Below are 25,360 nucleotides of genomic sequence, written 5' to 3' on the forward strand. Positions count from 1 at the left end.
GACGACGACATTCAAGCGATTGAAGACAAGCTCAACCAGCGGCCTCGAAAGCGTTTAGACTTCCGTACGCCACAACACGTTTTCGATGTCTCCCTCAACCGTGGTGCACTTCGTAGTTGAATCCGCCCGCCTCGTTGGAGAGAAGCTCGACCATAGCCTTCGTCGGATGCTGGCCGAGCAGGTTTTCGCGCGACCCCATGTGGGTGAGATCCTTCTTCATCGTTACCACCGGATAGGCGAGAATGGTGAAGTCCGGTCGCGCCGAGACTTTGGCGACGGCATCGTTGCCCAACGCCGTACTCGGCCCAAAATGCGTCGACACGGTCGAGGCCACGTGGCCACCCGCCGAGAAGCCCATGATGCCGATGTGGTCCTTGGCCAGATGGTAAGTGTCGGCGTGATCCCGCACCCAGCGCATTGCGCGCCGCCCGTCATCGATGGGCTGCGGATAACCATGATCCGCACCATGCCGGTACTGCAGCACAAAGGCGGCCACGTGGTGCTGATTGAACCATTGCGCGACCAAGGTGCCCTCCCAATCCACCGCAAGATCTGCATAGCCGCCACCCGGACAGATCACGACGGCGGTGCCGGTGGGATTGGAGGCCGGGATGTAGGCGGTCAGCAACGGCAACTGCTGTTGACGTGCCCCATCAGGCGGTGATGTTCCTGGCCACAAGGGCACGGTGATGGTGTTCGCGTGCCCCATCGAAGCGATCAACAACAGCGCACCCAGCGCGCTCAGCTTCGCTCGCGGCGAGAAGCCGCTCGCTTTGTGGTTGGTCGTACGTGGTTTGCGCAATGACATGATGGGGACCTTAAAAAAGATGGCGGGCGTCGAACCCGATGCTGGCGGCGATTGCGCCAGCGGTCAGTCACGATGAATCAGCATCAGGGGAGCGATCGGTCCAGGCGATCAAGTCAAGCAATGCGCGCACGCAATCGAACTCGGCTTCAAGGCGACAGGGATCCGGATGGATGAGACCAGTGTCTCTCCGAGGTGCTGCTTCGATCATCTTCAGCGATTCGCGGCGACCTCGCGACTGTCCAGCACCGCGACGCCATTTGGCTCCAGCGACACCTCGTTGCTGGCGGCCCCTTTCGCGAGCACGGGCCACATGGTCGATGGCAGACTCACTCGGCGCGCCGCGGCAGCATGGTTGATCAGGATCACCACTTGATGTCGGGCATCGCCGCGCACACAGACTTCCACATCTTGAGGAGCACCCGGCAGCGGCGCGTGGACGTCGGCCTCCTGCAGCCATGACGCGGTGAGGCGATCGAGCAGGCCATCGTCCAGCCACGCACCGACGTAGGTGATGCTGCCCTTGCCCAGTTGGCGGGTCAGTACCGCCGGCTGATCGTCCAGCCAGCCGTTGGATTTGCCGTAATGCAGGACCACCTGAGTCTGCGGCGACTCGACCTGCAGCTGTTCGGCCCATATTTTCGCGCTGCCCTGCTCTGCTGCGCCCACGACGGGTACCGTCTTGTCCAGCGCGTAAAACTGCGCGACGCGCCCACCCAGCACACTCGCCAGCGGGCCGGGTTGACCTTGTGGCTGCAGGCCGTTGTCGGCGTTCTTCATGCCGCTGCGCGGGCCCAGCACCAGATGGCCGCCTTGCTCCACGTAGGCTTTCAACTGCGCCGCTTCAGCGTCGGTCAACACGTTGAGCGCGGGCGCGATGACCAGCTTGTAGCCATCCAGCGACGCATGCACGGAGACAACATCCACCACCTGTGCCTGCGCGCGCAGCGGACGATAAAAGGCCTTCAGCTCGGCCACGGGATCAAAGTTGGCCGCGTGACGCTGGAAGTTGATTGCCCAACGGCCGTCGAAATCGTTGATGACGGCCACCTCGGCGTGCGGCGTGGTGCCGGCCAGCACCGCACCGGCTTTCGCGAAGTCCGCGCCTACCTGCTGGATTTCGCGGTACACCGGCACCGGCGTGCCATCGGCGCCGAGCAACGTGCCGTGGTATTCCTCCTGGCCATTCGGTGCGGCGCGCCACTGCCAGTATTCGACGGCATCGGCGCCGTGGCCGACCGCCTGCCACGCCATGTCGCGCACGACGCCCTTGCGCAGGGTCACGTTCGTCGCGTGCCAGTTGACTGAACCGGGCTGGGTTTCCATCACCCAGAAATTGCGCCGCTTGTAGCCGCGGGCCAGGTCGTGACGCGCGGCGTTGTCGACCCAGTCGTAGTCCTCGCCAGCGTCCACGTAGTCATCCCACGCCGCAATGTCGAGCACTTGATGCACGGTGTACGCATCGAAGCCGTCGAACCAGCCCATGGTGTTGGTGGTGATGAACTGGCGCGGATCGGCGTGCGGGTGGATGGCGTCGATCTGGTTGATCGAGTAGCTGCGCCAGGTGTCGGTGACGAAGCGCTTCCAGTCCAGCAGCAAGGCAGGATTCTCGTGGTCTGCGCGCACCGGAATCTGCTCGAAATTGTCGTAGGTCTGGCTCCAGTACGCGGTGGCCCAGCGGCGGTTGAGCGCGTCGATGCCGCCATACCGGTGCTGCAACCACGCATGGAACTGGGCCTTGGCGTCGGGATCGAACGAGTCCGCCGCGTATTCGTTGTCCAGCTGCCAGCCGACCACGTCCGGGTTGTGACCAAAGCGCTTCGCCATCTGCTCGGCGATGTCGTGGGCGAACCGACGGTAGCGCGTGCTGGCGAAGGAGAACTGCTGGCGGTTGCCATGTTCGTCGCGCACACCGTCCTCACTGACGCGCAAGGTATCGGGGTACTTCTGCGTCAGCCACGCGGGCGGTGCCGCGGTGGGCGTGCCCAGCACCACCACGATATGGTGACGTGCGGCGGCGGCAATCGCGCGGTCCATCCAGCCAAAGTCGTAGACCCCCTCGCGCGGCTCCATGCGGCTCCACGCAAACTCGCCGATGCGCACCAGATGCACATGCGCTGCTTGCATCAACGTCAGATCATGATCCCATTGCGCCTCGGGCCATTGCTCCGGATACCACGCCACGCCCAACAGCAGCGGTGGCGCATCGGCGTGCCGGGTTGCCTGGGCATGCGTCGTGGTGACGAACGCGAGCATCAGCCCCATCGCACTCAGCAGTAGTGCAGCGCGCCTCAGGCGAAGGCTGATCGAGCGAAGACAAGTCGTACTGGCGCGTCTTGGAAAGCAGCCTCGATGGCTTTCAACGTTCTCCAGCGCGGTTGTCTCGTCAAAGATGTGCATAAGGAATCTGATCCTACCCTTGTTCCTCGGACACCCGGTCAGGCGGTTTACTACCGCATCACCGAGGTGAGAGAGATGACGAAAAAGAAGATGCCGGCGCCGGTGGGCGCACATGACGTGCTGTGCGGCTCGGGCACATCAGGCAGAGCGCTCATGGTTCGGACGGCTATTTCTGGTCGATGGCGACGACCGCAATCGACTTGGGCGGCAGTTCGAAAGTCAACCGCCCGCGCTCGCTTCGCCCCGAATAGGCGGCCGGGTGGATCGTGTCCGGCGCAGCGAAAGTGTTGTGCGTGTCCATCTTCGGTCCGGTCAGGATCTGGCCGCTCGCCGTGCCGGTCAGCCCGGTCACGACCTGCGCGGCGCGATCGGGATCGAGATTGACCAGGGCGAGGTAGAGCTTGCCGTCGGTGCTGCGCGCGGCCGCAGCATCGACCATCGGCAGGTCGTACTTGTCCTCGACATACCGGGGGCCGCTGATCGTTGCCGGGTAAGGCGTTGCGCCCTGGAACGGCACGTACATGTGGAAGACGTGGTAGGTGGGCGTCAGCAACATCTTGTCGCCATCGGTCAGCACCATGGCTTGCAACACGTTGACCATTTGCGCGATCGCCGCGAGCTTCACCCGGTCGGTATGGCGGAAGAAAATGTCGAGGGTCAGCGCCGCGACTTCGGCATCGCGCAGCGTATTCTGCTGGTAGAGGAAACCGGGATGGCTACCGGGCTGCTGGTCGTACCAGGTACCCCATTCGTCGACGTAGAGCGCGACCTTCTTGTCGGGATCGTATTTGTCCATGATCGCCGAATGCTTGACGATCAGCGTGTTCACGTAACTAGCCTTGCTGAGCGTTGCCGCCCATTCGTTCTCGCTGAAGCCGGTCGCCGATCCCTTGTGCTGCCAGGAGGGGCCCGGGATGGTGTAATAGTGCAGGCTGATGGCGCCCATCTGTTTGGCCGCATCGCGCATCATCGTGTCGGTCCAGGCATAGTCCGCGTCGCTGGGCCCCGAGGCGACCTTGACGAAGGCGGGAGCGCCCGGCGCCGGATTGACAAACGTGGCGTAACGATTGAACAGGTCGGCGGCGTAGTCGGCTTTCATGCTGCCGCCGCAACCCCACAATTCGTTGCCGAAGCCGACATACTTCAGGTTGCTCCATGGCTTGTCGCGGCCGTTGACGCGCCGCTCCTGCGCGAGCGCGGAATCGCCACTGGCGGTCATGTACTGCACCCATTGCCGTCCATCATAGGCTGGCAGCGAGCCCAGGTTGAGCGAGACATAGGCTGCCGCGCCCAGATCTTCGCTGTAGTCCATGAACTCGTTGGTACCGAAGCTGTTGTCGTCGGTGACGCCGCCCCAGTTGGTGTTGATCCCCTTGGGCCGCCTGGCGGCAGGACCAACGCCGTCGCGCCAGTCGTAGGTGTCGGCGAAGCAACCGCCGGGCCAGCGGATCACTGGCACGTGGAGCGCCTTCAGCGCACTCATCACGTCGGTTCGATAACCGTTCCGATTGGGAATCGATGAATGCGGGCCGACCCAGATGCCGTCATAGATGCCGCGGCCGAGATTTTCGGCGAATTGCCCCTCGACCGCAGGCTCGATGACCGAGCCGGGGTGGGCCAGGTCGATGGTCAGCGTGACTTGGGCCGGGGCGATCTGCGCGATCGCCAGTGTCGGCAGGACCATGGCGGTAACAGCGGCAGCAAGCGTTCGTTTCATTTTTTGACTCCTGGCTTGAGTGGCAATAGGCGGGGCATGTCATCCATCTCCTCCGCCGTCGCCGTCGGGGTATGTTCCCAAGAAGCATGGCTGACCCTGAGGCTTCCACGTGTCTCTTTCGTTGGTACATCCAGTTGACTGACCAACGATGGGGCGACTGTTTCAGTGCGATTGAAGTCGACCTGAGTGGCTGACCCCACCTGCCGTTCCCGAAGACCTATGACGTGATGGCAGGGCACGATTCCACCGCGCTGCCGCGAGCGTCGGTCCGGGACGTTCGGCGTCGACCGGGTCAAGCGCGCAACACATAGTCGGCACAGGGCGCCTGCACGCACCAACGCCTGGCGATGCCTCACCGTACCAGTCTCATGGACAGGAGCGCGCATCCGTGCGCCGGCAAGTCGAAGGTCAGGTGTGCGGATGCCTTCCGCGGCTGGCCGCTCCAAAGGTCGCGGGCGTCGTAGCTGCCGGAAGCCAGGCCGAGCTCGCCCCATGGCGCATGCAGCGAAACGGGCTTGTCGTCCAGATTGAAGATCGCCAGGTAGCGCTCGCCATCGCTCCGGCCGGACGCCACCCAGACGCGCACGCGATCGAATCCTTTCGGCAGGCGAGTGACTGGATGATTGTCCCGGCTGCTCTGGTTGACTGCGATCACGTCCTTGTTGGTGATCAGCGCGCGCGTGGCGTCGTCCAATCTGGTCAGGTTGGCGCCGAGGATAAGCGGTGAGCGCGCGATGGCTTGCAAGGTCAGCAGTGTGCGCTGCTCGTCGAGGGTCAGGCGCGAAGGGCGCGCCGGGCCGAAGCCGGGATGCGGCGCGAGCGTGCCGATCGGCAGCATGTCGGCATCCGGCCAGTGGCCGTCGCGAGCTTGGCCCGCCCATGTCGGCAGCCGATCGAAGAGGTTGCTGATGCCCGACGGGAAAGTATCGGTGGGGTGGTCATGCACGAACGACCAGCCGTCCCAGACATCGTTGGTAATGCGCCACATCTGACCGTACCGGCGAATCTCCGCGGCGTGCGACAGCTGCGTCGGGCCGGGCGACAGGCTGAGCACGATCGGCCGACCGGTCTTGCGGATCGCCTTCGCAATCTGGCGGATCTCGCTGATCTTGTAAGGGTGGTCGGCAATGCAATCGACCTTGAGGAAGTCCACGCCCCAGCGCGCATACATGGCGAGCATGGCGTCGTAGTAGGCCTGGCCGGCGGGCGTGTCGCGCACGCCATAGTTGCTGTCGTCCCAAGGGCAGGTGTCCGCGGTGTCGGCGACCTCTTTTGCGTGGAAGGCGGAGCTGGCGACAGGCAGGTCGGCCGCCACGGCCTGCCTGGGCACGCCGCGCACGATATGGATGCCGAACTTCATTCCTTGCGCATGTACCCAATCGGCCAGCGGCTTGAAGCCTTGCCCATCGGCAGCGGAGGGAAAGCGGTTGAGCGCGGGAACCAGCAGGCCGTGCGCATCCATGGCGTAGTCGCGGGTCTGCAACTTGTCGGCGAATGGATTGCGCATGTACCAGCCCTGGTCGATGACGACGTAAGTCCAGCCGTAGCCGTGCAATCCGGCGAGAGCGCTGGCGTTCGCCTTGAAATCGGCCTCGTCGACAGTGAACCCGAACGAGTCCCAGCTGTTCCAGCCCATGGGCGGGGTGGGTCTGACTCCTTTTGCCGCCGCCATGCTGGCCATGGCCAGCATGAGAATCAGTAGTACAGCTCGCGCGCGTTTGGGCATCGGGTTTGCTCCATGTAGGCACCCCGCTCCTTCGCGTGCGCAAAGGAACCAGGCGTTGCGGCATGACGCCCGGGCGTCAGTGGTCCATGAAGGGTGCGGGGCCTGGCCGGATCCACCGCCAGGCTCCTTTGGTGGACGTTCCGTAGATGATCCAGCGGCCGCTGTTCGTGCGCAGGTACACCGTCCCGAAGCTGCGCGGGTCGCCGGCCACGCGGGACACGATTGCATGGCGCTGGCGCATGATGTTGAGCATCAATCGCCCTCCCTGGCAGAACTCTATAGGCGACGCCCGGTACCCGGTATTGCGAAAAGCGTCAGCCGTGATTGCGAAAATTGAAACTGCGCCGCAGCAATCGTCATGTGGATGACAGGTCGGTGAAAACCGTCGCGCGGCGTGCGTCGCGATGGCTCCCCCGGGGCCGTCCTTGTTGGTCTTGTCGTCGCTGCAGGGCCGCGCTGCGCACCTTGGCTCCGAGGTCGGCCCATGCTTCCGACAGCGCGTTGAAGGATATGGCATTGGGCAAGCTGGTTTTGTCGTAGCTGCGACTGGAACAACACTCGGCAGCACGTGACTTCGGCCGGCAGTACGTTTTCCCGACCGTACAGCGGTCGACCAATTCTACCGTTGGCGTCGAGCACCGCCATCACTTCGACGATGCCATCCTAGCGCGTGGATTGAAGACGTCGCGTCTGCGTGCGGGCATCGTCAAACCACTGCGTGCACATACCCTGGGGCATTCTTCACAACCCACCTGCTGGAAGCGGGCTACGACATCCGGACAGTGCAAGAACTGCTTGGGGACAGGGCTGTCGCCACGACCCAAATCTATACGCACGTGCTCAATCGCAACGTCAGCGGGACCCTCGGTCCATTGGATCGATGAGTAGTGGTTGGTGCTGCTGACCGGGATCTATCACTGGTCACTATGTCAGAGGACGTTCGGGCAGATGACAAGAGGCCCGGCCATCGCATCTGCGCTACTCGCGCAACCACTATTTTGCCGTCACTCTCGGAAAAGGGGCTTCCCAAAAGCGGTCGCTCGCGACCGACTGCAAAGGGTCGCATAGCGACCGTCAAGCAATACTCGACCGGCCGGTCACATGCTGCAAATGCACGCCGCAAAGCGGATATTGCAGGCGTGTCGGGAATCGCAGCGTAGTGCCCCACTGAATGTCTGATCAGATGGGCGCGGGAGTATCTGTACTCCATGGCTACCCGTTCTTGGGTTTCAACCATTGTCAAAGTTAACGCTGACCGGCTAAAGCGGGCGGTTTGAATCCCTGGTGGAAAGTTACCGCGAGCTAATTGCAGCCGGCTGCTTGGCCCACACATGGGTGTGACGCGAGCGATGGATCGCTTGGCGCTCAGTTGAGGTCTGCGGGGTTCACGCGCTCCGGTCGCTATCAATGACCATAGCCAAAGTGGTTGGCATCCATGTGCAAGCGATGCTCATGTGCCCACGTCGCACCGCACGTAAAACGAATTTCGAATCATTGTAAATCGTCGCGACGAACAGTTCGTCCCTTTCCCGGATGCAACAATCGGCTCTGTGCCTGTTTTGCCGCACGCTATGAACGGAGGCGGGCCCAGCGGTTGCTCTCCCGGAGATCCACGACGGACAATTCGCTAGCAATTCCTTAACCAGCTCCATGATTGATTTGGCCCCGAGCCCACGAGTTCAGGCGATGTTTATGCACCATGCCATTAAGAGCGGCGCCGCTGTCCTGAGCCATCGAGCATGGGCAGTCATGGCGCTAACCGTCGGCACCAGCAAGCTCCTGGACGTTGCGCATCTGGCTCGCTCGTTCGCGCATGCCCTATGGCGCAACAGGCTCCCCGCGGCTGGCGGGGTGCTTCCGGGCGATGACGCTGACCGCTGCAGGACCCTGTCCGCTCAGCGACCGGCGCGGACAGGGTCCTGCAGCGGTGCGCTGGAACCCTATCGCGGCTGCGAACGGGATAGCGGGGGCCTTTGGTACAGCATCCCGCAACGCAGCGAGCTGGAGCTCGCGCATCTTTGATCCAACCATGGGGACGAGGCTGGCGACTCATCGCGCGATGAGTCGCCACACAAGGTGTCTCTTAACGCAGGGAATTTGGGATGACTGACATCGCAATCATCGGTGGCGGCGCCGCGGGCGCCGCGGTTTTCGGCGAACTGCTGCGAAGACCGGGTCATCGCGGCACTGTTCATTGGATCACCGGATGCGCTTCTCCAGGACGCGGCGTGGCCTACGCCACGGACGACGACCGGCATCTCTTGAACGTGCGTGCAGCGGGCATGGGATTGTTCGCCGAGCAGAAGGACGACTTCCTTCAGCATGCCAACCGCTGCCTTGGCCAGGCGCAAGGCAGCGACTTCCTGCCGCGCCGGCTCTTCGGCGAATTCATCGAGGCCCAGGTGCGCGCGTGCATGAGTGAAGCCCACAGCCACGGCTTCCGCTTCCAGATACACCAAGTGAAGGCGGCAGCGATCCATCGGGATGTGGACCACCGCTATCGCATCGAACTGGAGCAAGGCGAAGCGCTCGCGGCCGATGCGGTCGTGCTGGCGATCGGCGCGCTGGCACCTCGTCCCTTGAAGACCGCCTCGGCAGAGGCGCTGGCCAGTGACGTCTACGTGCTAGATCCCTGGAACCAGAAGGAGCCGGTCAGCCCGCCACGTCGCGTGCTTGTCATCGGTACGGGACTGACCGCGGTCGACACGCTCATCTCTGCCGCCACGCGCTGGCCAAGGGCAGAACTGGTCGCGGTGTCCCGCCATGGCCTGTTGCCGTTCCGCCATTCGGCATCGCCGCTGGCGCCGTACGTGCACCAGGATGATCTGAATGCCGACTTGCTTGCGTGTGACGGCGCAGCGTCCATGGTGCGCCTGGTGCGCAACGCACTGGCCAGTCCTTCGGTGACTGACTGGCGCGCTGTGATCGACGGCATGCGGTCGGTCAACGCCAAGCTGTGGCAGGGGTTCACGCTGGCCCAACGCCGCCAGTTCCTGCGACACCTGCGTTGGGTCTGGGAGGCTTCGCGCCATCGCACCGCACCGGCGTCGTTCGAAACCGTGCAGGCGCTCATCGAATCCGGGCGGCTGCAGGTCCATGCCGCCCGCGTACTCGCCGTCGACGGGCGCGGCCCGCTAACGGTCACCGTGCGCAGCCGGGCGACCCAGCTGATGAACACGATCGAGGCGGATCGGGTGATCCAAGCCACCGGCCTGGATACCGCCGTCGCTTATGCACGCGATCCTCTGCTGGCCCAACTGCTGCGTGAAGACCTGGCAACACCTGATCCGCTGCAGCTGGGCGTCGCGGCCGAGCCGGACGGCAGACTCCTGGATGCCGAGGGCCGGGCGCAGCCAGGGCTCTACGGCATTGGCTCGCTTTTGCGTGGCAACCTGTGGGAGTGCACGGCCATGCCGGAAATCCGCACCGCCGCGAGCCGACTGGCGCAGACGCTTGTCCCTTCCGATGACCTATCAGGTGCAGAAGCTGCTTCGCAAGGGTAACGCCATCAGAACGATGGTGGCATATGGACGTCCAAAAGCAAACGCACTCCGGCATATCCACATGCCAATTGGGGATTTCACCTGCCGCTCGATGCACCACTAGCCTGACCGTTCATCTCGATACGGGGAGACCAAGACGATGAAGCTTCGCACCGCACTGTTCGCCATCATTGGCACTCTGCTGGCCGCTTCCGCCATGGCCAGGGACGTCACGCTGCTCAACGCGTCCTACGACCCCACCCGCGAGCTGTACAAGGCGGTCAACACCGCTTTCGCTGCCCAATGGAAGGCCCAGCATGGCGACACCGTCACCATCCAGATGTCCCATGGCGGCTCCGGCAAGCAGGCCCGCGCGGTGGTCGAAGGCCTGCCGGCCGACGTGGTCACGCTGGCCCTGGCTTACGACATCGACGCCGTGGCCGATCACGGCCTGCTGGACAAGAACTGGCAGCAACGCCTGCCCGACAACTCCTCGCCCTACACGTCGACCATCGTGTTCCTGGTGCGCAAGGGCAATCCCAAGGGCATCCACGACTGGAACGACCTGATCAAGCCCGGCGTGCAGGTCATTACGCCCAACCCGAAGACCTCCGGCGGTGCCCGCTGGAATTTCCTGGCCGCCTGGGGTTACGCACTGAAGCAGCCTGGCGGCAACGAAGCCAAGGCGAAAGCCTTCGTGAAGACGCTGTTCCAGCACGTGCCGGTGCTGGACACCGGCGCGCGCGGCGCCACCAACACCTTCGCCCAGCGCGGCATCGGCGACGTGCTGCTGGCCTGGGAGAATGAGGCGCTGCTGGCCAAGCATGAGCCGGACGGTGACAAGTTCGAGATCGTCGTGCCGTCGATCAGCATCCTGGCCGAACCACCGGTCGCCGTCGTCGACAAGAACATTGACGCGCATGGCACCCGGCAGGTCGCCGAAACCTATCTGAAGTTCCTGTATTCGCCGCAGGCACAGGAGATCGAGGCACGCAACTTCTACCGTCCGCGCTCGGCGGCGATCGCCGACAGGTACGCCGCGCAATTCCCCAAGGTGAACACCTTCACCCTGGCGGATGTGTTCGGTACGTGGCGCCAGGCTCAGGCGAAGTTCTTTGCCGATGGTGGCGTGTTCGACCAGATCGGACCGGGCAACTGAGCATGCGCAAACGAGTCTTGCCCGGGTTCGGCATCAGCCTTGGCTACGCGCTTGCGTACCTGGGGCTGATCGTCCTGCTGCCGCTGGCGGCGTTGGCATGGAAGGCCAGCGGGATCGGGCTTCACGGTCTGCTCCACCTGCTCGAGTCGCCACGCACGCTGGCGGCGTTGAAGCTGAGCTTCGGGGGCGCGGTGCTGGCCGCGCTGATCAATGTGTTCATCGGCCTGCTGGTGGCCTGGGTACTGGTGCGCTACCGCTTCCCGGGTCGCCGCTTGCTCGATGCGCTGATCGACCTGCCGTTCGCGCTGCCGACCGCCGTGGCCGGCATCGCGCTGACGGCACTCTACGCCCCGAACGGCTGGCTCGGCCGCTGGCTGGTGCCGATGGGTATCCAGGTCGCGTATGCGCCGCTGGGCGTGCTGCTGGCGATGGTCTTCGTCGGCTTCCCGTTCGTGGTGCGCACCCTGCAGCCGGTGCTGCAATCGCTGGAACGCGACGTGGAGGAAGCCGCCGAGAGCCTGGGCGCGACGCGCCGGCAGACGTTCGGGCGGGTGATCCTGCCGCTGCTGGTACCGACTCTGCTTACCGGCTTCGCGCTGGCGCTGGCGCGCGCGGTGGGCGAATACGGCTCGGTCATTTTCATTGCCGGCAACATCCCCATGCGCTCCGAAATCGCACCCTTGCTGATCGTGCAGAAGCTAGAGGAATTCAACTATGCCGGCGCCGCTGCGCTGGGCGTGGTCATGCTCACCTTCTCGTTCATCCTGCTGTTGCTGATCGCCGTGCTGCAGCGCTGGAGCCGGCGCTGGGCGGAACGCGCCGCATGAGCGCCCGCACGTCGCGCAACGCCAGCGCGGGACGGCGGTTCGGTCATGCCGTCATCATCGTGCTGGCCAGCGTGTTCCTGGGCGTGTTCCTGCTGCTGCCGCTGGCCTCGGTGTTCGTCGAAGCCTTCCGCCAGGGCATGCACGCCTACCTGGTGAGCCTGCACCAGCCCGAGGCGCTGGCCGCGATCCGGCTGACCTTGCTGGTAGCGGCCATCGCGGTGCCGCTCAACCTGGTTTTCGGCGTCGCCGCCGCATGGGCGATGACGCGCTTCGAATTCCGCGGCAAGGCGTTGCTGGGTGCGCTTATCGACCTGCCGTTCTCGGTATCACCGGTGATCTCCGGCCTGGTTTATGTGCTGCTATTCGGCGCGCAGGGCTGGTTTGGTCCGTGGTTCGCCGCGCATGGCGTGAAGATCATCTTCGCCGTTCCGGGCCTGGTGCTGGCGACGATCTTCATCACGCTGCCGTTCGTCGTCCGCGAGCTGATCCCCCTGATGCAGGCGCAAGGCAGCGAGGAAGAGGAAGCGGCCCGTGTGCTCGGTGCCAACGCATGGCAGATGTTCTTCCGCGTGACGCTGCCGAACATCCGCTGGGCGCTGCTGTACGGCGTCCTGCTGTGCAATGCCCGCGCGATGGGCGAGTTCGGTGCGGTATCCGTAGTCTCCGGCCACATTCGCGGACTGACCACCACCATGCCGCTGGAAGTGGAGATGCGCTACAACGAGTACGACTACGTCGGTGCATTTGCCATCGCCTCGCTGCTGGCTCTGCTGGCACTTCTCACCCTTGCAGTGAAGACCTTCCTCGAATGGCGCTACAGCGACGAGATCGCTGCTCACGCGCCCGGCGGCCACTGAGATCATCCCATGACGCTTGTACTTGATCGGCTCAGCCGCCGATTTACCGACTTCGCCGCACTCGACGACGTCAGCCTGCAGATGGCGCCGGGCGAGTTCCTTGCGCTGCTCGGACCGTCCGGATCGGGCAAGACCACCTTGCTGCGCATCCTCGCCGGGCTGGACTACCCGGACGAGGGCACCGTCATGCAGGCGGATCGGGACTTTCTCGCCGCCAGCGCACCCGAGCGCAGCGTCGGACTGGTGTTCCAGCATTACGCCTTGTTTCGCCACCTCACGGTTCGCGAGAACGTGGCGTTCGGGCTGCGCGTGCGCCCGCGCCGCCGCCGCCCGGCGCGCGCACAAATCCGAGAACAGGTGGAACGCCTGTTGAAGCGCGTGCAACTGGAAGAACTGGGTGATCGCTATCCCAGCCAGCTCTCCGGCGGCCAGCGCCAGCGCGTGGCCCTGGCCCGCGCGCTGGCGGTCGAGCCTGAACTGCTGTTGCTCGACGAGCCGTTTGGCGCTCTGGATGCGCAGGTGCGCGTCACCCTGCGCCGCTGGCTGCGCGAGTTGCACGAGGAACTGCAGCTCACCACCGTGTTCGTGACCCACGATCAGGAGGAAGCGCTGGAGCTCGCCGACCGCATCGCCGTCATGAACCGCGGTCGCATCGAGCAGGTTGGCACACCGCAGGCCGTCTATCAGGATCCGGCCACTCCGTTCGTGTGCGAGTTCATCGGCCGCAACAACCGGATCCCGCTGGCCCGCCAGACACAGGGATGGGGCGCCGGCGCCTGGCCGCTCGCCACTGATCCGTGGGGCGGGCGCTATCGCCAGGGCGTCGCCTATGTGCGCCCGGAGCACCTCACCTTGTCGGTGCCCGACGGCCAGCCTGCGTGGGGCGCGCGCCTGCGGCACGTGTACCTGGCCGGCAGCGTGGCGCACCTGGATCTCTACGTCGCCGACATCGACCTGGTGTTGGAGGCCGATGTCGCGAGCGAGGATCTCGGTCGCCTGGGACTGCAGCCGGGCGCCTCGCTGCGTGTCGCACCAAACCGACTCGTCGCGTTTCCGTTCGACGACGACCACGGCGACCGCGCCGTGATCCGTGATCGCTGGACCTGGCGCCCACCCGACCGGCGGTAACCGGAGTTCCTTCCTTTCTCTCCCGTGGTTGGCCTGTCGGCCGACCGCGTCGGGGCGGTCTGCGCCTGCACCGCCCCGGTCATCTTCGATAGCCACGCAGGCACACCATGAAAAAGGGGAAACACCCATGAAAAAGACGACGCTGATGGCCGCCTTGCTGGTGGCGATCCCGACCATGGCAAGCGCGGGCGAAGGCAAAACCGACGCATACACCTTCGCCGACAACTGGCCCACGTACTACGTGTTCGACGACGACACCGACGTGGGTCTGGCACTCAAATACCAATACGACGTCGACCGGTTCTCGAACGACGATGGCCGGCTTGCGGATGCACAGACCAACCGGCGCAAGGAGCTCGGTTTCTACGTGAAGAAGAAGGGTGTCTACGACGCCACGGTGGTCTACGACTTCCAGGCCAAGGCCTGGTTGGACACCTACCTGCGCGTGCAGAGCAAGGCCATCCTGGGCAGGGACGTGGGCGCGTTCCGGATCGGATTCAGCAAGACCCCGGTGGGCTTCGAGGGCAACACAAGCACCGGTGCCACCACGTTTCTCGAGGCCGCGCTGCCGACGCAGGCGATCTACGCCAACCGGCGCATAGGCGTGGACTGGACGTGGGAGCGTCCGCACTACCTCGTCAACACGGGCTACTACAGCGGCGGCGACCTCAATGGCGACAGCGATGGCCACATGGTGGCTGCCCGCTTCGCGTGGGTGCCGCAAAACCGGCCCGGTGACGTGATCCACCTGGGCGTTTCCGCCTCGGAAGAATCGCCCGACGGCACGACCAACGGGCGCGACATCTACACACCGCCGACCGCGCGGTTGCGTGCTCGCCCCGAGGCCGGGCTGGCGGCGAGGCTGGTGGATTCAGGCAACCTCGCGCCGACCGACCACATCGATCGGACCGGTCTCGAAGGCTTGTGGATCCGCGGCCCCTGGTCTGTCCAGGGTGAATACCTTCATGCCGCGGTCAAGTTGGATGGAGGACGCCCGGATTACAACGCGAGCGGCTACTACGCTTTCGCCAGTTGGGTCGTCACCGGCGAATCACGGCCCTACTCTGGCGGCAACGTCGGCAACATCAAACCCAAGGGACCGTATGGCGCGCTGGAGCTGGCGATCCGCTATAGCGAACTCGATCTCGACGATAGGCCGATACTCGGTGGCCGAGAGCGCGATTGGACGCTGGGCGCGAACTGGTACATCAACCGCTACCTGAAACTGCAGGCCGACTATGTGCACGCCCAGAGCGACCGACGTAGTTTGACGGTGGATCCCAACGTGGTCGAAATCAGGGCGCAAATCCAGTTTTGATCGGTAGGCGAACTGGAATGAGGGACCCTGTCCCACGGAGCTCACGGCTTCGCCAATGCTTAACTCCGGCGTTGAACACGGGCTTACCCGAACGCGGCCGTTCAAATGGGTCGGTCTCTGCCGGTCGCAGCTTACACGGCCGTCATCGAGCCCGCAGGGGCAGTGACCGGCCGGTCGCCCGGTGAGCTTGGCCAGCAGGCATCCACGAAACCCGTCAGCGGCCCCCACATTATTTTTACCGCGAATGTCTGGCGGTGTATTTGCCCATCAGCCGTTCCAGGCCAAAGCACGCCAGGACGGCGCCGCTAACCGCCATCCCGGAAATCCAATTCCAGCCATGTCGTCCTAGCGGCAGGATGCCCAAGCCGTAGAGCACGGACAAAAGTGCCGCGATCAGAAAAAGTGGGCCGGTTAAAAAGCAATGCCTGCGTCCACAGCGCCGGGCGTTGACCAGGCAGGCCGCCCCCATCACCGTGAAGCTGATGGTCCAAACAGCGGTATGGACAAGAGTGCCGGCACTGGCGCTGAGGACGATCAGCACCCACGGCGCTATCCACAGAAGTCCTGTAGCCCAGCGCGAACCAAGCAAGTCCTGATCGCAACTCCTTTCAGATGGGATCATGGCCAAACCTCACTGGACTGACCCGTGAAGATGGACGGCGGGTTCGGGTCGTCTACTGGCCACCGAACCTACTCCGGATTCCACTGGCCGCCAAACCGCCCACGACGGCGATGCGGACCATGAAAGCGCCGAACGACATCGACCATCCGTCGCGTCGATCGATTGAAGCTGCCGTCGCAGGCATTGCCGCCCTGAAGCCTTCGGCGCGCTGCGGCTGCGCACTGCCCTCGGCGCGCAGCCGGCAGCCTGCCCGACACCGCTACAGCGTTTGCGCCGGAAGCTGCACCCGCACGGCCGCGGAGAGATCGGTGGCCGAGCGTCCGGCGTAGATGGCGTAGCTGCCGCCGCGAATGATCCAGCGCCGCTTGGCCATGTCGAACTCCGACAGCAGGCGTGGTTCTAGCGGCACTTCGACGGTGCGCGTCTGTCCCGGTGCGAGCGTTACTTTCGCGAAGCCGGCCAGCCGCCGGATGGGGTTGCCGGGTAGCTGCGCATAAATCTGCACCACGTCGGCGCCGGCGCGCGAGCCGGTGTTGCGCACTTCCACGCTGACCCGGGGCAGGCCGCCGTGTACCGCCACCTGCGGCGCACCCTGCGCGAAGCTGGTGTAGGAAAGGCCGAAGCCGAACGGGAACAGCGGCTGCAGCGGCTGGCGCTGGAACCAGCGGTAACCCACATCCGCGCCCTCGATGGCATAGTCCGCCGTGGCCGGCGGCGGGGTTCCGGGCGCGGCGACGGCTCCCGGCAGCTGCGGCCGCGGCAATTGCGACAGATCGCGCGGCCAGGTGATGGGCAGGCGTCCGGACGGGTTCACCCGTCCGAACAGCAGATTGGCGATGGCCTGGCCGCCGGCGTTGCCGGGATACCACGCCTCGAGCACCGCGCCGACCCGGTCCAGCCACGGCATCGCTACCGGGCTGTTGGTCTCCAGCACGACCACGGTGCGCGGGTTGGCCTTGGCCACCGCCGCGACCAGCGCGTCCTGCTTGTCCGGCAGCGTGAGATCGGCCGCATCGAACGACTCGGCCGCCCACTGCTGCACGAACACCACGGCCACCTGCGCCTGCCGCGCCAGTGCGGCTGCCGCGGCGGGATCGTCACCCGACGCGAACTCGACCCTGGCGTGGCCGGCCGCCGCGCGAATCGCCTTTAGCGGCGAGGACGGATCGTAGGTCACCGGCCCCGGCCAGGTGGCCGGTTCCAGGCCGGTCACCGCGTTGCCGCCGCGCGGTATCACCATCGACGAGCCGCCGCCGGCCAGCACGCCCTTGTCCGCATGCGCGCCGATCACGGCGATCGAATGCAGGTCGGACGCCAGCGGCAGCAGCGTGCGCTCGTTGCGCAGCAGCACCGCGCCGGCTTCCAGCGCGTGCTGCGCCACGGCGAGATTGGCATTCACGTCGACCGGGCCTTTTTGCGGCGGATGGTCGAACAACCCCACGGCGAACATGCTGCGCAGGATGCGCGTGACCATGTCGTCCAGCCGGGCGTGGCTGACCTCACCGTGCGCGAGCGCCTGCTTGAGCGGCGCGTCGAAGTAGACCTCCTTGTCGAACACTTCGGCCGCCGATTCCTGGTCCAGCCCGGCATTGGCCGCCTTGGCGGCGCTGTGCGTGGCGCCCCAGTCGGACATCACGAAGCCCGGGTAGCGCCAGTCCTTCTTGAGCACCTGATTGAGCAGGAAGTCGTTCTCGCAGGCCCAGTCGCCATTGACCTTGTTGTACGAGCACATCACCGATCCGGGACGGCCGCGCGCGATCGCCAGTTCGAAGGCGAGCAGGTCGGACTCGCGCATGGCGCGCTCCCCGATGCGCACGTCGATGGTGGTGCGCGCGGTCTCCTGGTCGTTCAGCGCGTAGTGCTTGACCGTGGACAGCACGTGCTGGCTCTGGATGCCGCGTACCGTCTCGCCGACCAGCGTGCCGGCCAGCAGCGGATCCTCGCCGGCGTACTCGAAGTTGCGGCCGTTGCGCGGATCGCGCTGCAGGTCGACGCCGCCGGCCAGCAGCACATTGAAGCCCTTGTGCCAGGCCTCGCCGCCGATCATCGCGCCACCGGCGAACGCGATCTTCGGGTCCCAGCTGGCCGCGGTCGCCAGGCCCGAGGGCAGCGCCGTGGCGACATCGCCGGGCCGCACGTTGATCGGGTTGGCCACGCCCAGCCCGGCGTCGCTCTGCTGCTGTGCCGGGATACCCAGCCGCGGGATTCCCGGCACGTAGCCGGCCGAGCCGATCGCGCCGGCCGGCATCGACCATTTGTGCGCCGCATCGGGCTCGCCGAACAGGCTGTGTATCAACTGGAATTTTTCCGCGTCGGTCAGCTGCCGGACCAGTGTGCGGGCGCGCGCATCGGGCGACCGGCCGGGATCGCTCCAGGGTCGTGCCGGCGCGGCGAGGGCGCAGGCGGCGAGGCCGGACGCGAAGATGGCACGGCGTAGCGCAGACTTGTTCTGGTGTTTCATGCAAGCTTCCTCGATGGCGACCTGATCGACTGACCTTATCGCAAGTCTTGGGTGGTGGAGTCCAGACTTCCTGTCTCATTCCGCGAGCCGTGCCGCTCATTGCTGCCAGATGCTGTCAGCAATGGCGATGGCGCGAGCGCCTGCAAGGTGGGTTTCATGCGGCTCCGCGGGCATCATGAGCGGACTGTTCTTCCCCGCGGCTGCGCTCATGTCATCACGTTCCACGGTTGCTCCGGTCGCGCTCGCGATCGGCATGCTGCTGATCAGCATGGTCTCGTACCAATGTGGCGCGTCGCTGGCCAAGCACCTGTTCCCGCAGGTCGGTGCGCAGGGCGCCACCGCTTATCGGCTGGGGCTCAGCGCGCTGATTCTGCTGCTGTGGCGGCGGCCGTGGCGCCGGTCGGGCAGTGGGCGCGACTGGCGTGCGCTGTGGGGATACGGCCTCGCCATGGGTGCGATGAACCTGGTGTTCTACATGTCGCTGCGCACGATACCGCTGGGCATCGCGGTCGCGCTGGAATTCACCGGGCCGCTGGCGCTGGCGTTGTTCGGCTCGCGCCGCTTGCTCGACTTCGTCTGGATCGCACTGGTGGTGGCCGGGCTGGCGTTGCTGCTGCCGCTGCGCGGGCAGATGCAGGCGCTCGATCCGGTGGGCGTGCTGTACGCGCTGGCCGCGGGCGCAGGCTGGGCGTTGTACATCGTGCTGGGGCGGAAGGCGGGAGCGGCCTACGGTGGGGACGCGGTGACGCTGGGTACCTCGATCGGCGCGTTGCTGGCGATCCCGTTCGGTGTCGCGCATGCCGGTTCCGCACTGCTGTCGCCGGCGCTGCTGCCGTATGCGCTGGGCGTGGCGGTGCTGAGCTCGGCGCTGCCGTATTCGCTGGAGATGGTCGCGCTGACCCGGCTGCCGGCGCGCACGTTCAGCACCTTGCTGAGCCTGGAGCCGGCCGTCGCCGCGGTGGCCGGCGTGGCGCTGCTGGGCGAACGGCTCAGCGTGCTGCAGTGGCTGGCCATTGTGGCGATCATCGTGGCGGCGGCCGGTACCGCATTGAGCGTGAGTCGGCCCACGCTGACCGAGCCGCTGGCGAACTGAGCGCGACCAAGGAACGTCTGAACAAGCTTCTGCTCGTCGCCGAGATTGTGGGAGCGACTTCAGTCGCGATGGCCGCGGCAGCGGCCTGCAGCATCCCGGCGTTGCAGCGGCTCGATGCACAGTCAGGCGGCGCAGCGCGCTGCTACGCGATCGCGACTGAAGTCGCTCCCACAAGGGTGAAGTCGCTCCCACGAGGGGCACTCTTCTCCAGACCGCAGTGGACTTATTCAGACCATCCCTACAGCTTGTAATTCACTCCCAGCATCACCGTGCGTCCCCAGGTGTCGTATTCCAGCGGCCTGGCGACCTTGACGTTGTTGGGCAGGCCGGCGGACTGCGCCGTCGCGTCGGGAGTGTTGGTGAGATTGCTGACTTGCAGCAGGATCGACAAGCCGTTCCAGCGGCCCTCGGAGAAGGCGTAGCCGAGCTGGAGGTCGGTCTGCTTGTTGGCCAGTATCGTGGTGTAGCCGAGCTGGTCGAACAAGGCTACGGCCTCGCCGGTGAAGGACGAGCGGTAGCGTTCGGCTATGCGTGCCGACCAGCCGTACTTCTCGTAGTACAGCGCGAGGTTGGCGACCTTGCGCGACAGGCCGGGCAGGGTCTTCGGGCCACCGGGGATCGAGGAGATCGAGCTGACCGGGATGCTGCTGTTGGTCAGCGAGAAGTTGGCCTGCACGCCGAAACCGTCCAGCGCCTGCGCCAGCAGTCCGCCTTCCAGCGCGCCCGACAATTCCAGGCCCTGCATCCTGCCGCCGGTGCCATTGGCGGGGCGGGTGAACGAGCCGATGTTGCTGGTAGGCGTGAGCGTGGGGTTGTCGTTGATGTAGTGGGAGAAGTCGTAGTCCAGCGTGGTCTGGTTGTAGATGTAGTTCAGCAGGTTCTTGTTGAATACCGCTGCGGCGAAATAGCTGGACTTGCCGAAGTAGAACTCGTACGACAGGTCGGTGCCGACCGCCACGTAAGGCCTCAGCTTCGGGTTGCCGCCGCTGCCGGACCACAGCACCTGGCCCGCGGCGGGACCGTCCTGCTGTTTCGACACGCTGGCGGAGGTCGCGACTTTCTCGTCGTCGATGCGGCCGCGCGCCATGGTCTTGGCCAGGCCGAAGCGCAGGACCTGCCGGTTGGTGAGCTGCGCCTTCAGGTTGAGGCTGGGCAGCACCTTGTTGTACTTGGCGCCGTCGGCGATGCGGCCGACCAGGGTGTCGCCGTTGGTCTGCAGCGCATCGGAGGACTGGTCGGTGCGCACGAACTGCACGCCCAGGTTGCCGAGCAGCGGGATGCCGCCCAGCGTCGTCTCGATGTTGAACTTGGCGTAGGCGACCGGGACCTTCTCCTCCACCGTGTAGTTGCGGCTCCAGTCCGACTGACCGTTGCGCTGGGTCAGGTAGAACTGGCTCTGCAGCGCGGCCAGCACGTTGTAGTTGAGGATGCCCGGGATGCCGCCGTAGCCGAGCGAGGTGGGGCCGTACAGGAAAGCCGGATCGATCGGCGTGCCGAAGTGGTGGTCGTACGTGCCCGCCGTGGAGCCGTTGCCGTTCAACCAGGCAAAGCCCACGTCGGCCTGCTTGGTCTTGGTGCGGTCCGAGTAGTCCACACCCAGGTTCATGCTGCTGAAGATCCAGCCCAGCGGGTGGGTCACTTCCAGCCGGACCGCCTTGATCGTGTCCTTCTGGTGGTCGAATTCCTGGCGGCCGTTGTAGCCGTAGTTGTCCGGGTCGGTGAAGACGACCGTGGCGGGGTCGGCGAGGTTCACGCCCGGGGTGAAGTACGGGTAGCCGTTGCCGACCGGAGTGCTGAACTGCGCACTGGTCAATGCGCCACCGGCCACGCCGCTGAACAGGTAGGCGTCGTGCAGTTTCTTCTTGGCGCTGGAATACGACAGATCCGCCGTCGCGGCCCAGCCGTTGCCGAAGTCGTACTGGTTGTTCCAGCCCGCCGAGAACAGCTTGTCGTGTTCCTTGGTGTATTCGTTCTGCAGGATCGGTGCGAGGCCGTTGACCGTGCCGGAGGTGACGATGGGGTAGGGTTGCGCGGGCGAGACGCCGACGTTGTCGTAGGAGACGTTGTCGTAGGGACTGCTGGACCACTGCGCGCCGTTGGTGAATTTCTTCTCGCTGAAGGTGGAGTAGTACATGTCCAGCGTGGAGTGATAGCTATCGTTCGGTGCCCATTCGAGCACCGTCATCAAGCCGTTGCGCAGCTGGTTTTCCGATTGCGCGCGCAGCTGCATGCCTTCCTGCGAGATCACGTTGTCGGGCATGCCCGGCGTGTGCGGGCCGCCCCAGTTCTGGTCGATGCCGGCCGAGCCGTTGTCGACGCTCCACCACCATGCCTGGTACTGCTTCTCCTGGATCGGTGAATCGAGCTGGGCGAAGCCCACGGCGAGGCCGAGGGTATGGTCGAAAAACTGATCGACATACGAGATGCTGGCCCGATGCCCCATGTCGCCGATACCGGTGCCGGGGTTGAGCTTGCCGTTGCTGGTGTGTTCGCCGCGCAGGTTGATCGCGATGGCGCGGTTGGGCAGGTCCAGCGGCTTGAGCGTATGCAGATCGACCGTGCCGGACAGGCCTTGCCCGATCAGGCTGGCGTCGGGCGTCTTGTAGACCACCGCACCGCTGATCAGCTCGGACGGATACTGGTCGTATTCCACGCCGCGGTTCTCGCCAATGGTGGCCTGCTCGCGCCCGTTGAGCGTGGTGCCGACGAAGTCCGGTGACAGGCCGCGAATCGAGATGACGTTCGCGCGGCCATCCAGGCGCTGGGTTGCCAGGCCGGGCAGGCGCGACAGGCTCTCGGCGATGCTGGCATCGGGCAATTTGCCGATGTCCTCGGCCGAGATCGCCTCGATGATGTCATCCGAGTTCTGCTTGGCCTTCAGCGAGTTCTGGATGCTGGCGGCGATGCCGGTCACCACGATGGTGTCGAGGTTGCTCACCGTGTTTTCGGATTTGGGAATGCTCTTGCCGGCGGCCTTGGCTGGCGTTGTTTTCGCTTTTGTATCCGCGGGTGGAGTCTGCGTCTGCTCCGGAGCGGTCTGGGCAACTGCCGGGCCGGCAGCCATGAAGGCGAACAGGGCGGCGGCGCAAGCCGCGTCCAGCAGCTTCTTGCGCGAACGAACAGGACGTGCGGCGCGCGACATGCAATGACAATCCATCGATCTCTCCCGTTGAGAAAGGGCGCCCCCTGCAGCGTCCGTGTATGCACATGGCCGAGCCGACCGGCGGCGCGCCATGCGAAACCCGGTGCAGCATGCGCAGGGGATTTGCCGCTGTCATCATGCGTCGCAGCATCCAGGCTGCGAAAAATCTTCATGCCATGCGCGTCGACGACCGGCGCGAATGCTTCGCGGGTCGGCGAGTTTTCCCAAGCTCATGCGATCGATGCACGCACATCGATGAACGCTAGCCGGCGACGATGCCGATCGCCGGCGTGCGTGCCGCCCGGAGCCGTTCGCCGGGCTTTTTTTCCCACACGGAAACTCGAAAAGCCCGTGACTTGGACCGTCATCCCGACGACAGCTTGGATGACGAAATAACGGCCAGCTTTTTTCGAGACGCCCATACAGCGCCGACGCCGAAGCGCGGCGCCGCAGGGAAGCAAACGCTACTTCGTTTCCTTCTCCATCAACTTGTCGACCATGCTCGCCGGCACGTCCTCGTAGTGGTCGAACTCCATCGTGAAGGTGCCGCGGCCACGGGTGGCAGAGCGCAGGAAGTTGATGTAGCCGAACATTTCCGCCAACGGCACGAAGCCCTGCACGAACGCCGAAGTACCCTTGTGGCCCTGGTCGCTGACCGTGCCGCGACGGCGGTTGATGTCGCCGATGACGTCGCCCAGATAATCCGCTTCCATCACTACTTCCAGCCGCATGATCGGCTCCAGCAGCTTGGGCTTGCTGAGCTTCTGCGCTTCGCGGAAGCACTGGCGGGTGGCGATTTCGAAGGCCAGCGCGGAGGAGTCGACGTCGTGGTACTTGCCGTCGACCAGGCGCGCCTTGAAGTCGACCACTTCGTAGCCGGCGATCTGGCCCTGGTTCGACTCGACCTTGACCGCATGCTCGATCGCCGGGATGTATTCGCGCGGCACGCGGCCGCCGACGATTTCGTCGGAGAACTGCACGCCGGTGCCGGCCGCGGTCGGCTCGAAGATCATCTTCACCTCGGCGAACTGGCCCGAGCCGCCGGACTGCTTCTTGTGCGTATAAGTGTGCTCGACGATATGGCCGAACGCCTCGCGGAAGCTGACCTTGGGCTTGCCCATGTTCGCTTCCACGCCCAGCTCGGTGCGCATGCGGTCGATCGTCACTTCCAGATGCAGCTCGCCCATGCCCTTGAGCACGGTCTGGCCGGTTTCCTTGTCCACCTCGAGCTTGAGCGACGGATCGGCCTTGACCATCTTGTAGAGCGCGGTGGACATCTTGTCCACGTCGTTGCGGGTCTTCGGCTCGACCGATACGCTGATCACCGGGTCGGGGAAACGCATGCGTTCGAGCAGCGCCGGATGCGCCGGGTCGGACAGCGAGTCGCCGGTCTCGGTGTCCTTCATCGAGACGAAGGCGCAGATGTCGCCGGCGCGCACCTCGTCGATTTCCCTGGCGGAATCGGCCTGGATCTCGACGATGCGACCCACACGTTCCTTCTTGCCGCGGGTCACGTTCTGCAGCGTGTCGCCCTTCTTGATCACACCGGAATAGATGCGGCAGAAGGTCAGCGTGCCGAACTGGTCGTTGATCACCTTGAACGCCAACGCCCGCGCGGGTGCGTCGTCGGACACGACCTGCTCGCCGATGACGTTGCCGTCCTCGTCGACCATCGCGATGCCGCCGTTTTCGCCGGGGTAGGGCAGGTAATCGACCACCGCGTCCAGCAATTGCTGCACACCCTTGTTCTTGTACGACGAGCCGCACAGCACCGGCACCAGTTCGCCGGTGACGGTGCCGCGGCGGATGCACTGCTTCAGCAGCGCGGGGTCGTGTTCGCCGGTGTTGAGCAGGCGCTCGAAGGCGTCGTCGTCCAGCGCCAGCGCGGTCTCCAGCATTTCCTCGCGCAGCTTGGGCAGGTTGGCGATCCACTCGTTGTCGACGGTGGCGCCGAACTTCAGGCGATCCTTCAACTGATCGAGCGGCACGGTTTCCCATGTGCTGTCCTTGTCGTCGGAGGCCCAGATGTAGCCCACGCCGGCGACCAGGTCGGCCATGCCCACGAACTCGTCGCTGCTGCCCAGCGGAATCTGGCACAACAGCGCGTTGGCGCCCAGACGCTCGCGGATGCCCTGCACGCAATGCGCGAAGCTGGCGCCGATGCGGTCCATCTTGTTGATGTAGCAGATACGCGGGACCTTGTACTGGTCGGCCAGGCGCCAGTTGGTCTCGGTCTGCGGTTCCACGCCGGCGACACCGTCGAACACCACCACGGCGCCGTCGAGCACGCGCAGCGAACGGTTCACCTCGATGGTGAAGTCCACGTGTCCCGGCGTGTCGATGATATTGACCTGATGGCCCTTCCACTCGGTGGACACCGCGGCCGACTGGATCGTGATGCCGCGCTTGCGCTCCTGCTCCATGTAGTCGGTGGTGGTCGAGCCCTTGCCGTCCTTGGTGTCGTGCACGTCGATGATCTGGTGCTTCTTGCCGGTGTAATACAGCACGCGCTCGGTGGTGGTGGTCTTGCCGGCATCGATATGCGCAATGATGCCGATGTTGCGGTAGAGCGAGAGAGGTTTCTGTCGGGCCACGGTAGAGATTCCGGAAAAGTGTGTCGAGC

16 protein-coding genes and 1 pseudogene are annotated in these 25,360 nt (G+C 64.9%); 8 read left to right on the plus strand and 9 right to left on the minus strand.

Annotation, left to right across the window (positions count from 1 at the left end):
- Positions 1 to 94: 94 nt before the first annotated feature.
- From ACFPPB_RS13125 to ACFPPB_RS13145, 5 genes are all read right to left on the minus strand, one after another.
- Positions 95 to 808, minus strand: coding sequence for an alpha/beta hydrolase (locus tag ACFPPB_RS13125; protein ID WP_377327782.1), 714 nt, complete (start codon positions 806 to 808; stop codon positions 95 to 97).
- 210 nt (positions 809 to 1,018) lie between these two features.
- A complete protein-coding gene (locus ACFPPB_RS13130) occupies positions 1,019 to 3,061 on the minus strand; it encodes a beta-galactosidase (protein WP_377327784.1) in 2,043 nt (680 codons plus the stop codon).
- A gap of 310 nt (positions 3,062 to 3,371) precedes the next feature.
- A complete protein-coding gene (locus ACFPPB_RS13135) occupies positions 3,372 to 4,922 on the minus strand; it encodes an alpha-N-arabinofuranosidase (RefSeq protein WP_377327786.1) in 1,551 nt (516 codons plus the stop codon).
- 352 nt (positions 4,923 to 5,274) lie between these two features.
- Positions 5,275 to 6,648 carry a glycoside hydrolase family 27 protein gene (locus ACFPPB_RS13140; RefSeq protein WP_377327788.1) on the minus strand — a complete coding sequence of 458 codons (1,374 nt, stop codon included), beginning with the start codon at positions 6,646 to 6,648 and terminating at the stop codon, positions 5,275 to 5,277.
- Between the two features lie 76 nt (positions 6,649 to 6,724).
- On the minus strand, positions 6,725 to 6,901 hold the full coding sequence (locus ACFPPB_RS13145; RefSeq protein WP_377327790.1) for a hypothetical protein: 177 nt from the start codon (positions 6,899 to 6,901) through the stop codon (positions 6,725 to 6,727).
- Positions 6,902 to 7,430: 529 nt separating this feature from the next.
- Here ACFPPB_RS13145 and ACFPPB_RS13150 point away from each other — a divergent pair.
- The 7 genes and pseudogenes from ACFPPB_RS13150 (at position 7,431) to ACFPPB_RS13180 (ending at position 15,419) form a co-directional block, all read left to right on the plus strand.
- Positions 7,431 to 7,532 (plus strand): hypothetical protein, encoded by a 102-nt coding sequence (locus ACFPPB_RS13150; RefSeq protein ID WP_377327792.1) that lies wholly within the window; start codon positions 7,431 to 7,433, stop codon positions 7,530 to 7,532.
- A gap of 1,218 nt (positions 7,533 to 8,750) precedes the next feature.
- Entirely contained in the window at positions 8,751 to 10,151 is a 1,401-nt protein-coding gene (locus ACFPPB_RS13155; RefSeq protein ID WP_377327794.1) for an FAD/NAD(P)-binding protein, read from the plus strand.
- Positions 10,152 to 10,290: 139 nt separating this feature from the next.
- A complete protein-coding gene (locus ACFPPB_RS13160) occupies positions 10,291 to 11,289 on the plus strand; it encodes a sulfate ABC transporter substrate-binding protein (protein WP_377327796.1) in 999 nt (332 codons plus the stop codon).
- A gap of 2 nt (positions 11,290 to 11,291) precedes the next feature.
- Positions 11,292 to 12,116: a sulfate ABC transporter permease subunit CysT gene (gene cysT, locus ACFPPB_RS13165; RefSeq protein ID WP_377327798.1), complete on the plus strand. Its 825-nt coding sequence runs from the start codon at positions 11,292 to 11,294 to the stop codon at positions 12,114 to 12,116.
- A gap of 62 nt (positions 12,117 to 12,178) precedes the next feature.
- A pseudogene (gene cysW / locus ACFPPB_RS13170) lies at positions 12,179 to 12,973 on the plus strand (sulfate ABC transporter permease subunit CysW); the annotation flags it as partial.
- A gap of 9 nt (positions 12,974 to 12,982) precedes the next feature.
- Positions 12,983 to 14,101, plus strand: coding sequence for a sulfate/molybdate ABC transporter ATP-binding protein (locus ACFPPB_RS13175; protein ID WP_377327802.1), 1,119 nt, complete (start codon positions 12,983 to 12,985; stop codon positions 14,099 to 14,101).
- Between the two features lie 127 nt (positions 14,102 to 14,228).
- Positions 14,229 to 15,419, plus strand: a complete 1,191-nt coding sequence (locus tag ACFPPB_RS13180; RefSeq protein WP_377327804.1) for an OprO/OprP family phosphate-selective porin — start codon at positions 14,229 to 14,231, stop codon at positions 15,417 to 15,419.
- Between the two features lie 235 nt (positions 15,420 to 15,654).
- Here the strand turns inward: ACFPPB_RS13180 and ACFPPB_RS13185 are convergent, their stop codons facing one another.
- On the minus strand, positions 15,655 to 16,041 hold the full coding sequence (locus ACFPPB_RS13185; RefSeq protein WP_377327806.1) for a hypothetical protein: 387 nt from the start codon (positions 16,039 to 16,041) through the stop codon (positions 15,655 to 15,657).
- A 259-nt stretch (positions 16,042 to 16,300) separates the two neighbouring features.
- The gene (locus ACFPPB_RS13190) at positions 16,301 to 18,502 is read right to left on the minus strand and encodes a beta-glucosidase family protein (protein WP_377327808.1); all 2,202 of its coding nucleotides are present in this window, start codon (positions 18,500 to 18,502) and stop codon (positions 16,301 to 16,303) included.
- 208 nt (positions 18,503 to 18,710) lie between these two features.
- Between ACFPPB_RS13190 and ACFPPB_RS13195 the strand changes: the two genes are divergently transcribed.
- On the plus strand, positions 18,711 to 19,595 hold the full coding sequence (locus tag ACFPPB_RS13195; RefSeq protein ID WP_377327810.1) for an EamA family transporter: 885 nt from the start codon (positions 18,711 to 18,713) through the stop codon (positions 19,593 to 19,595).
- 238 nt (positions 19,596 to 19,833) lie between these two features.
- Here the strand turns inward: ACFPPB_RS13195 and ACFPPB_RS13200 are convergent, their stop codons facing one another.
- Both ACFPPB_RS13200 and fusA read right to left on the minus strand, forming a co-directional pair.
- Positions 19,834 to 22,737 (minus strand): TonB-dependent receptor, encoded by a 2,904-nt coding sequence (locus ACFPPB_RS13200; protein ID WP_377327812.1) that lies wholly within the window; start codon positions 22,735 to 22,737, stop codon positions 19,834 to 19,836.
- Between the two features lie 464 nt (positions 22,738 to 23,201).
- Positions 23,202 to 25,331, minus strand: coding sequence for an elongation factor G (fusA, locus tag ACFPPB_RS13205; RefSeq protein ID WP_377327814.1), 2,130 nt, complete (start codon positions 25,329 to 25,331; stop codon positions 23,202 to 23,204).
- Between the last annotated feature and the right edge of the window lie 29 nt (positions 25,332 to 25,360).

Origin of the sequence: Rhodanobacter terrae, assembly GCF_042657005.1 — a bacterium.
Taxonomy (GTDB): domain Bacteria; phylum Pseudomonadota; class Gammaproteobacteria; order Xanthomonadales; family Rhodanobacteraceae; genus Rhodanobacter; species Rhodanobacter terrae.

Coding starts and splice junctions, on each gene's coding strand:
- ACFPPB_RS13125 (WP_377327782.1), bottom strand. CDS start 808: ATGTCATTGCGCAAACCACGTACGACCAACCACAAAGCGAGCGGCTTC.
- cysT (WP_377327798.1), top strand. CDS start 11,292: ATGCGCAAACGAGTCTTGCCCGGGTTCGGCATCAGCCTTGGCTACGCG.
- ACFPPB_RS13160 (WP_377327796.1), top strand. CDS start 10,291: ATGAAGCTTCGCACCGCACTGTTCGCCATCATTGGCACTCTGCTGGCC.
- ACFPPB_RS13180 (WP_377327804.1), top strand. CDS start 14,229: ATGAAAAAGACGACGCTGATGGCCGCCTTGCTGGTGGCGATCCCGACC.
- ACFPPB_RS13130 (WP_377327784.1), bottom strand. CDS start 3,061: ATGCTCGCGTTCGTCACCACGACGCATGCCCAGGCAACCCGGCACGCC.
- ACFPPB_RS13155 (WP_377327794.1), top strand. CDS start 8,751: ATGACTGACATCGCAATCATCGGTGGCGGCGCCGCGGGCGCCGCGGTT.
- ACFPPB_RS13195 (WP_377327810.1), top strand. CDS start 18,711: ATGTCATCACGTTCCACGGTTGCTCCGGTCGCGCTCGCGATCGGCATG.
- ACFPPB_RS13200 (WP_377327812.1), bottom strand. CDS start 22,737: ATGTCGCGCGCCGCACGTCCTGTTCGTTCGCGCAAGAAGCTGCTGGAC.
- ACFPPB_RS13145 (WP_377327790.1), bottom strand. CDS start 6,901: ATGCTCAACATCATGCGCCAGCGCCATGCAATCGTGTCCCGCGTGGCC.
- ACFPPB_RS13140 (WP_377327788.1), bottom strand. CDS start 6,648: ATGCCCAAACGCGCGCGAGCTGTACTACTGATTCTCATGCTGGCCATG.
- ACFPPB_RS13185 (WP_377327806.1), bottom strand. CDS start 16,041: ATGATCCCATCTGAAAGGAGTTGCGATCAGGACTTGCTTGGTTCGCGC.
- ACFPPB_RS13190 (WP_377327808.1), bottom strand. CDS start 18,502: ATGAAACACCAGAACAAGTCTGCGCTACGCCGTGCCATCTTCGCGTCC.
- ACFPPB_RS13135 (WP_377327786.1), bottom strand. CDS start 4,922: ATGAAACGAACGCTTGCTGCCGCTGTTACCGCCATGGTCCTGCCGACA.
- ACFPPB_RS13175 (WP_377327802.1), top strand. CDS start 12,983: ATGACGCTTGTACTTGATCGGCTCAGCCGCCGATTTACCGACTTCGCC.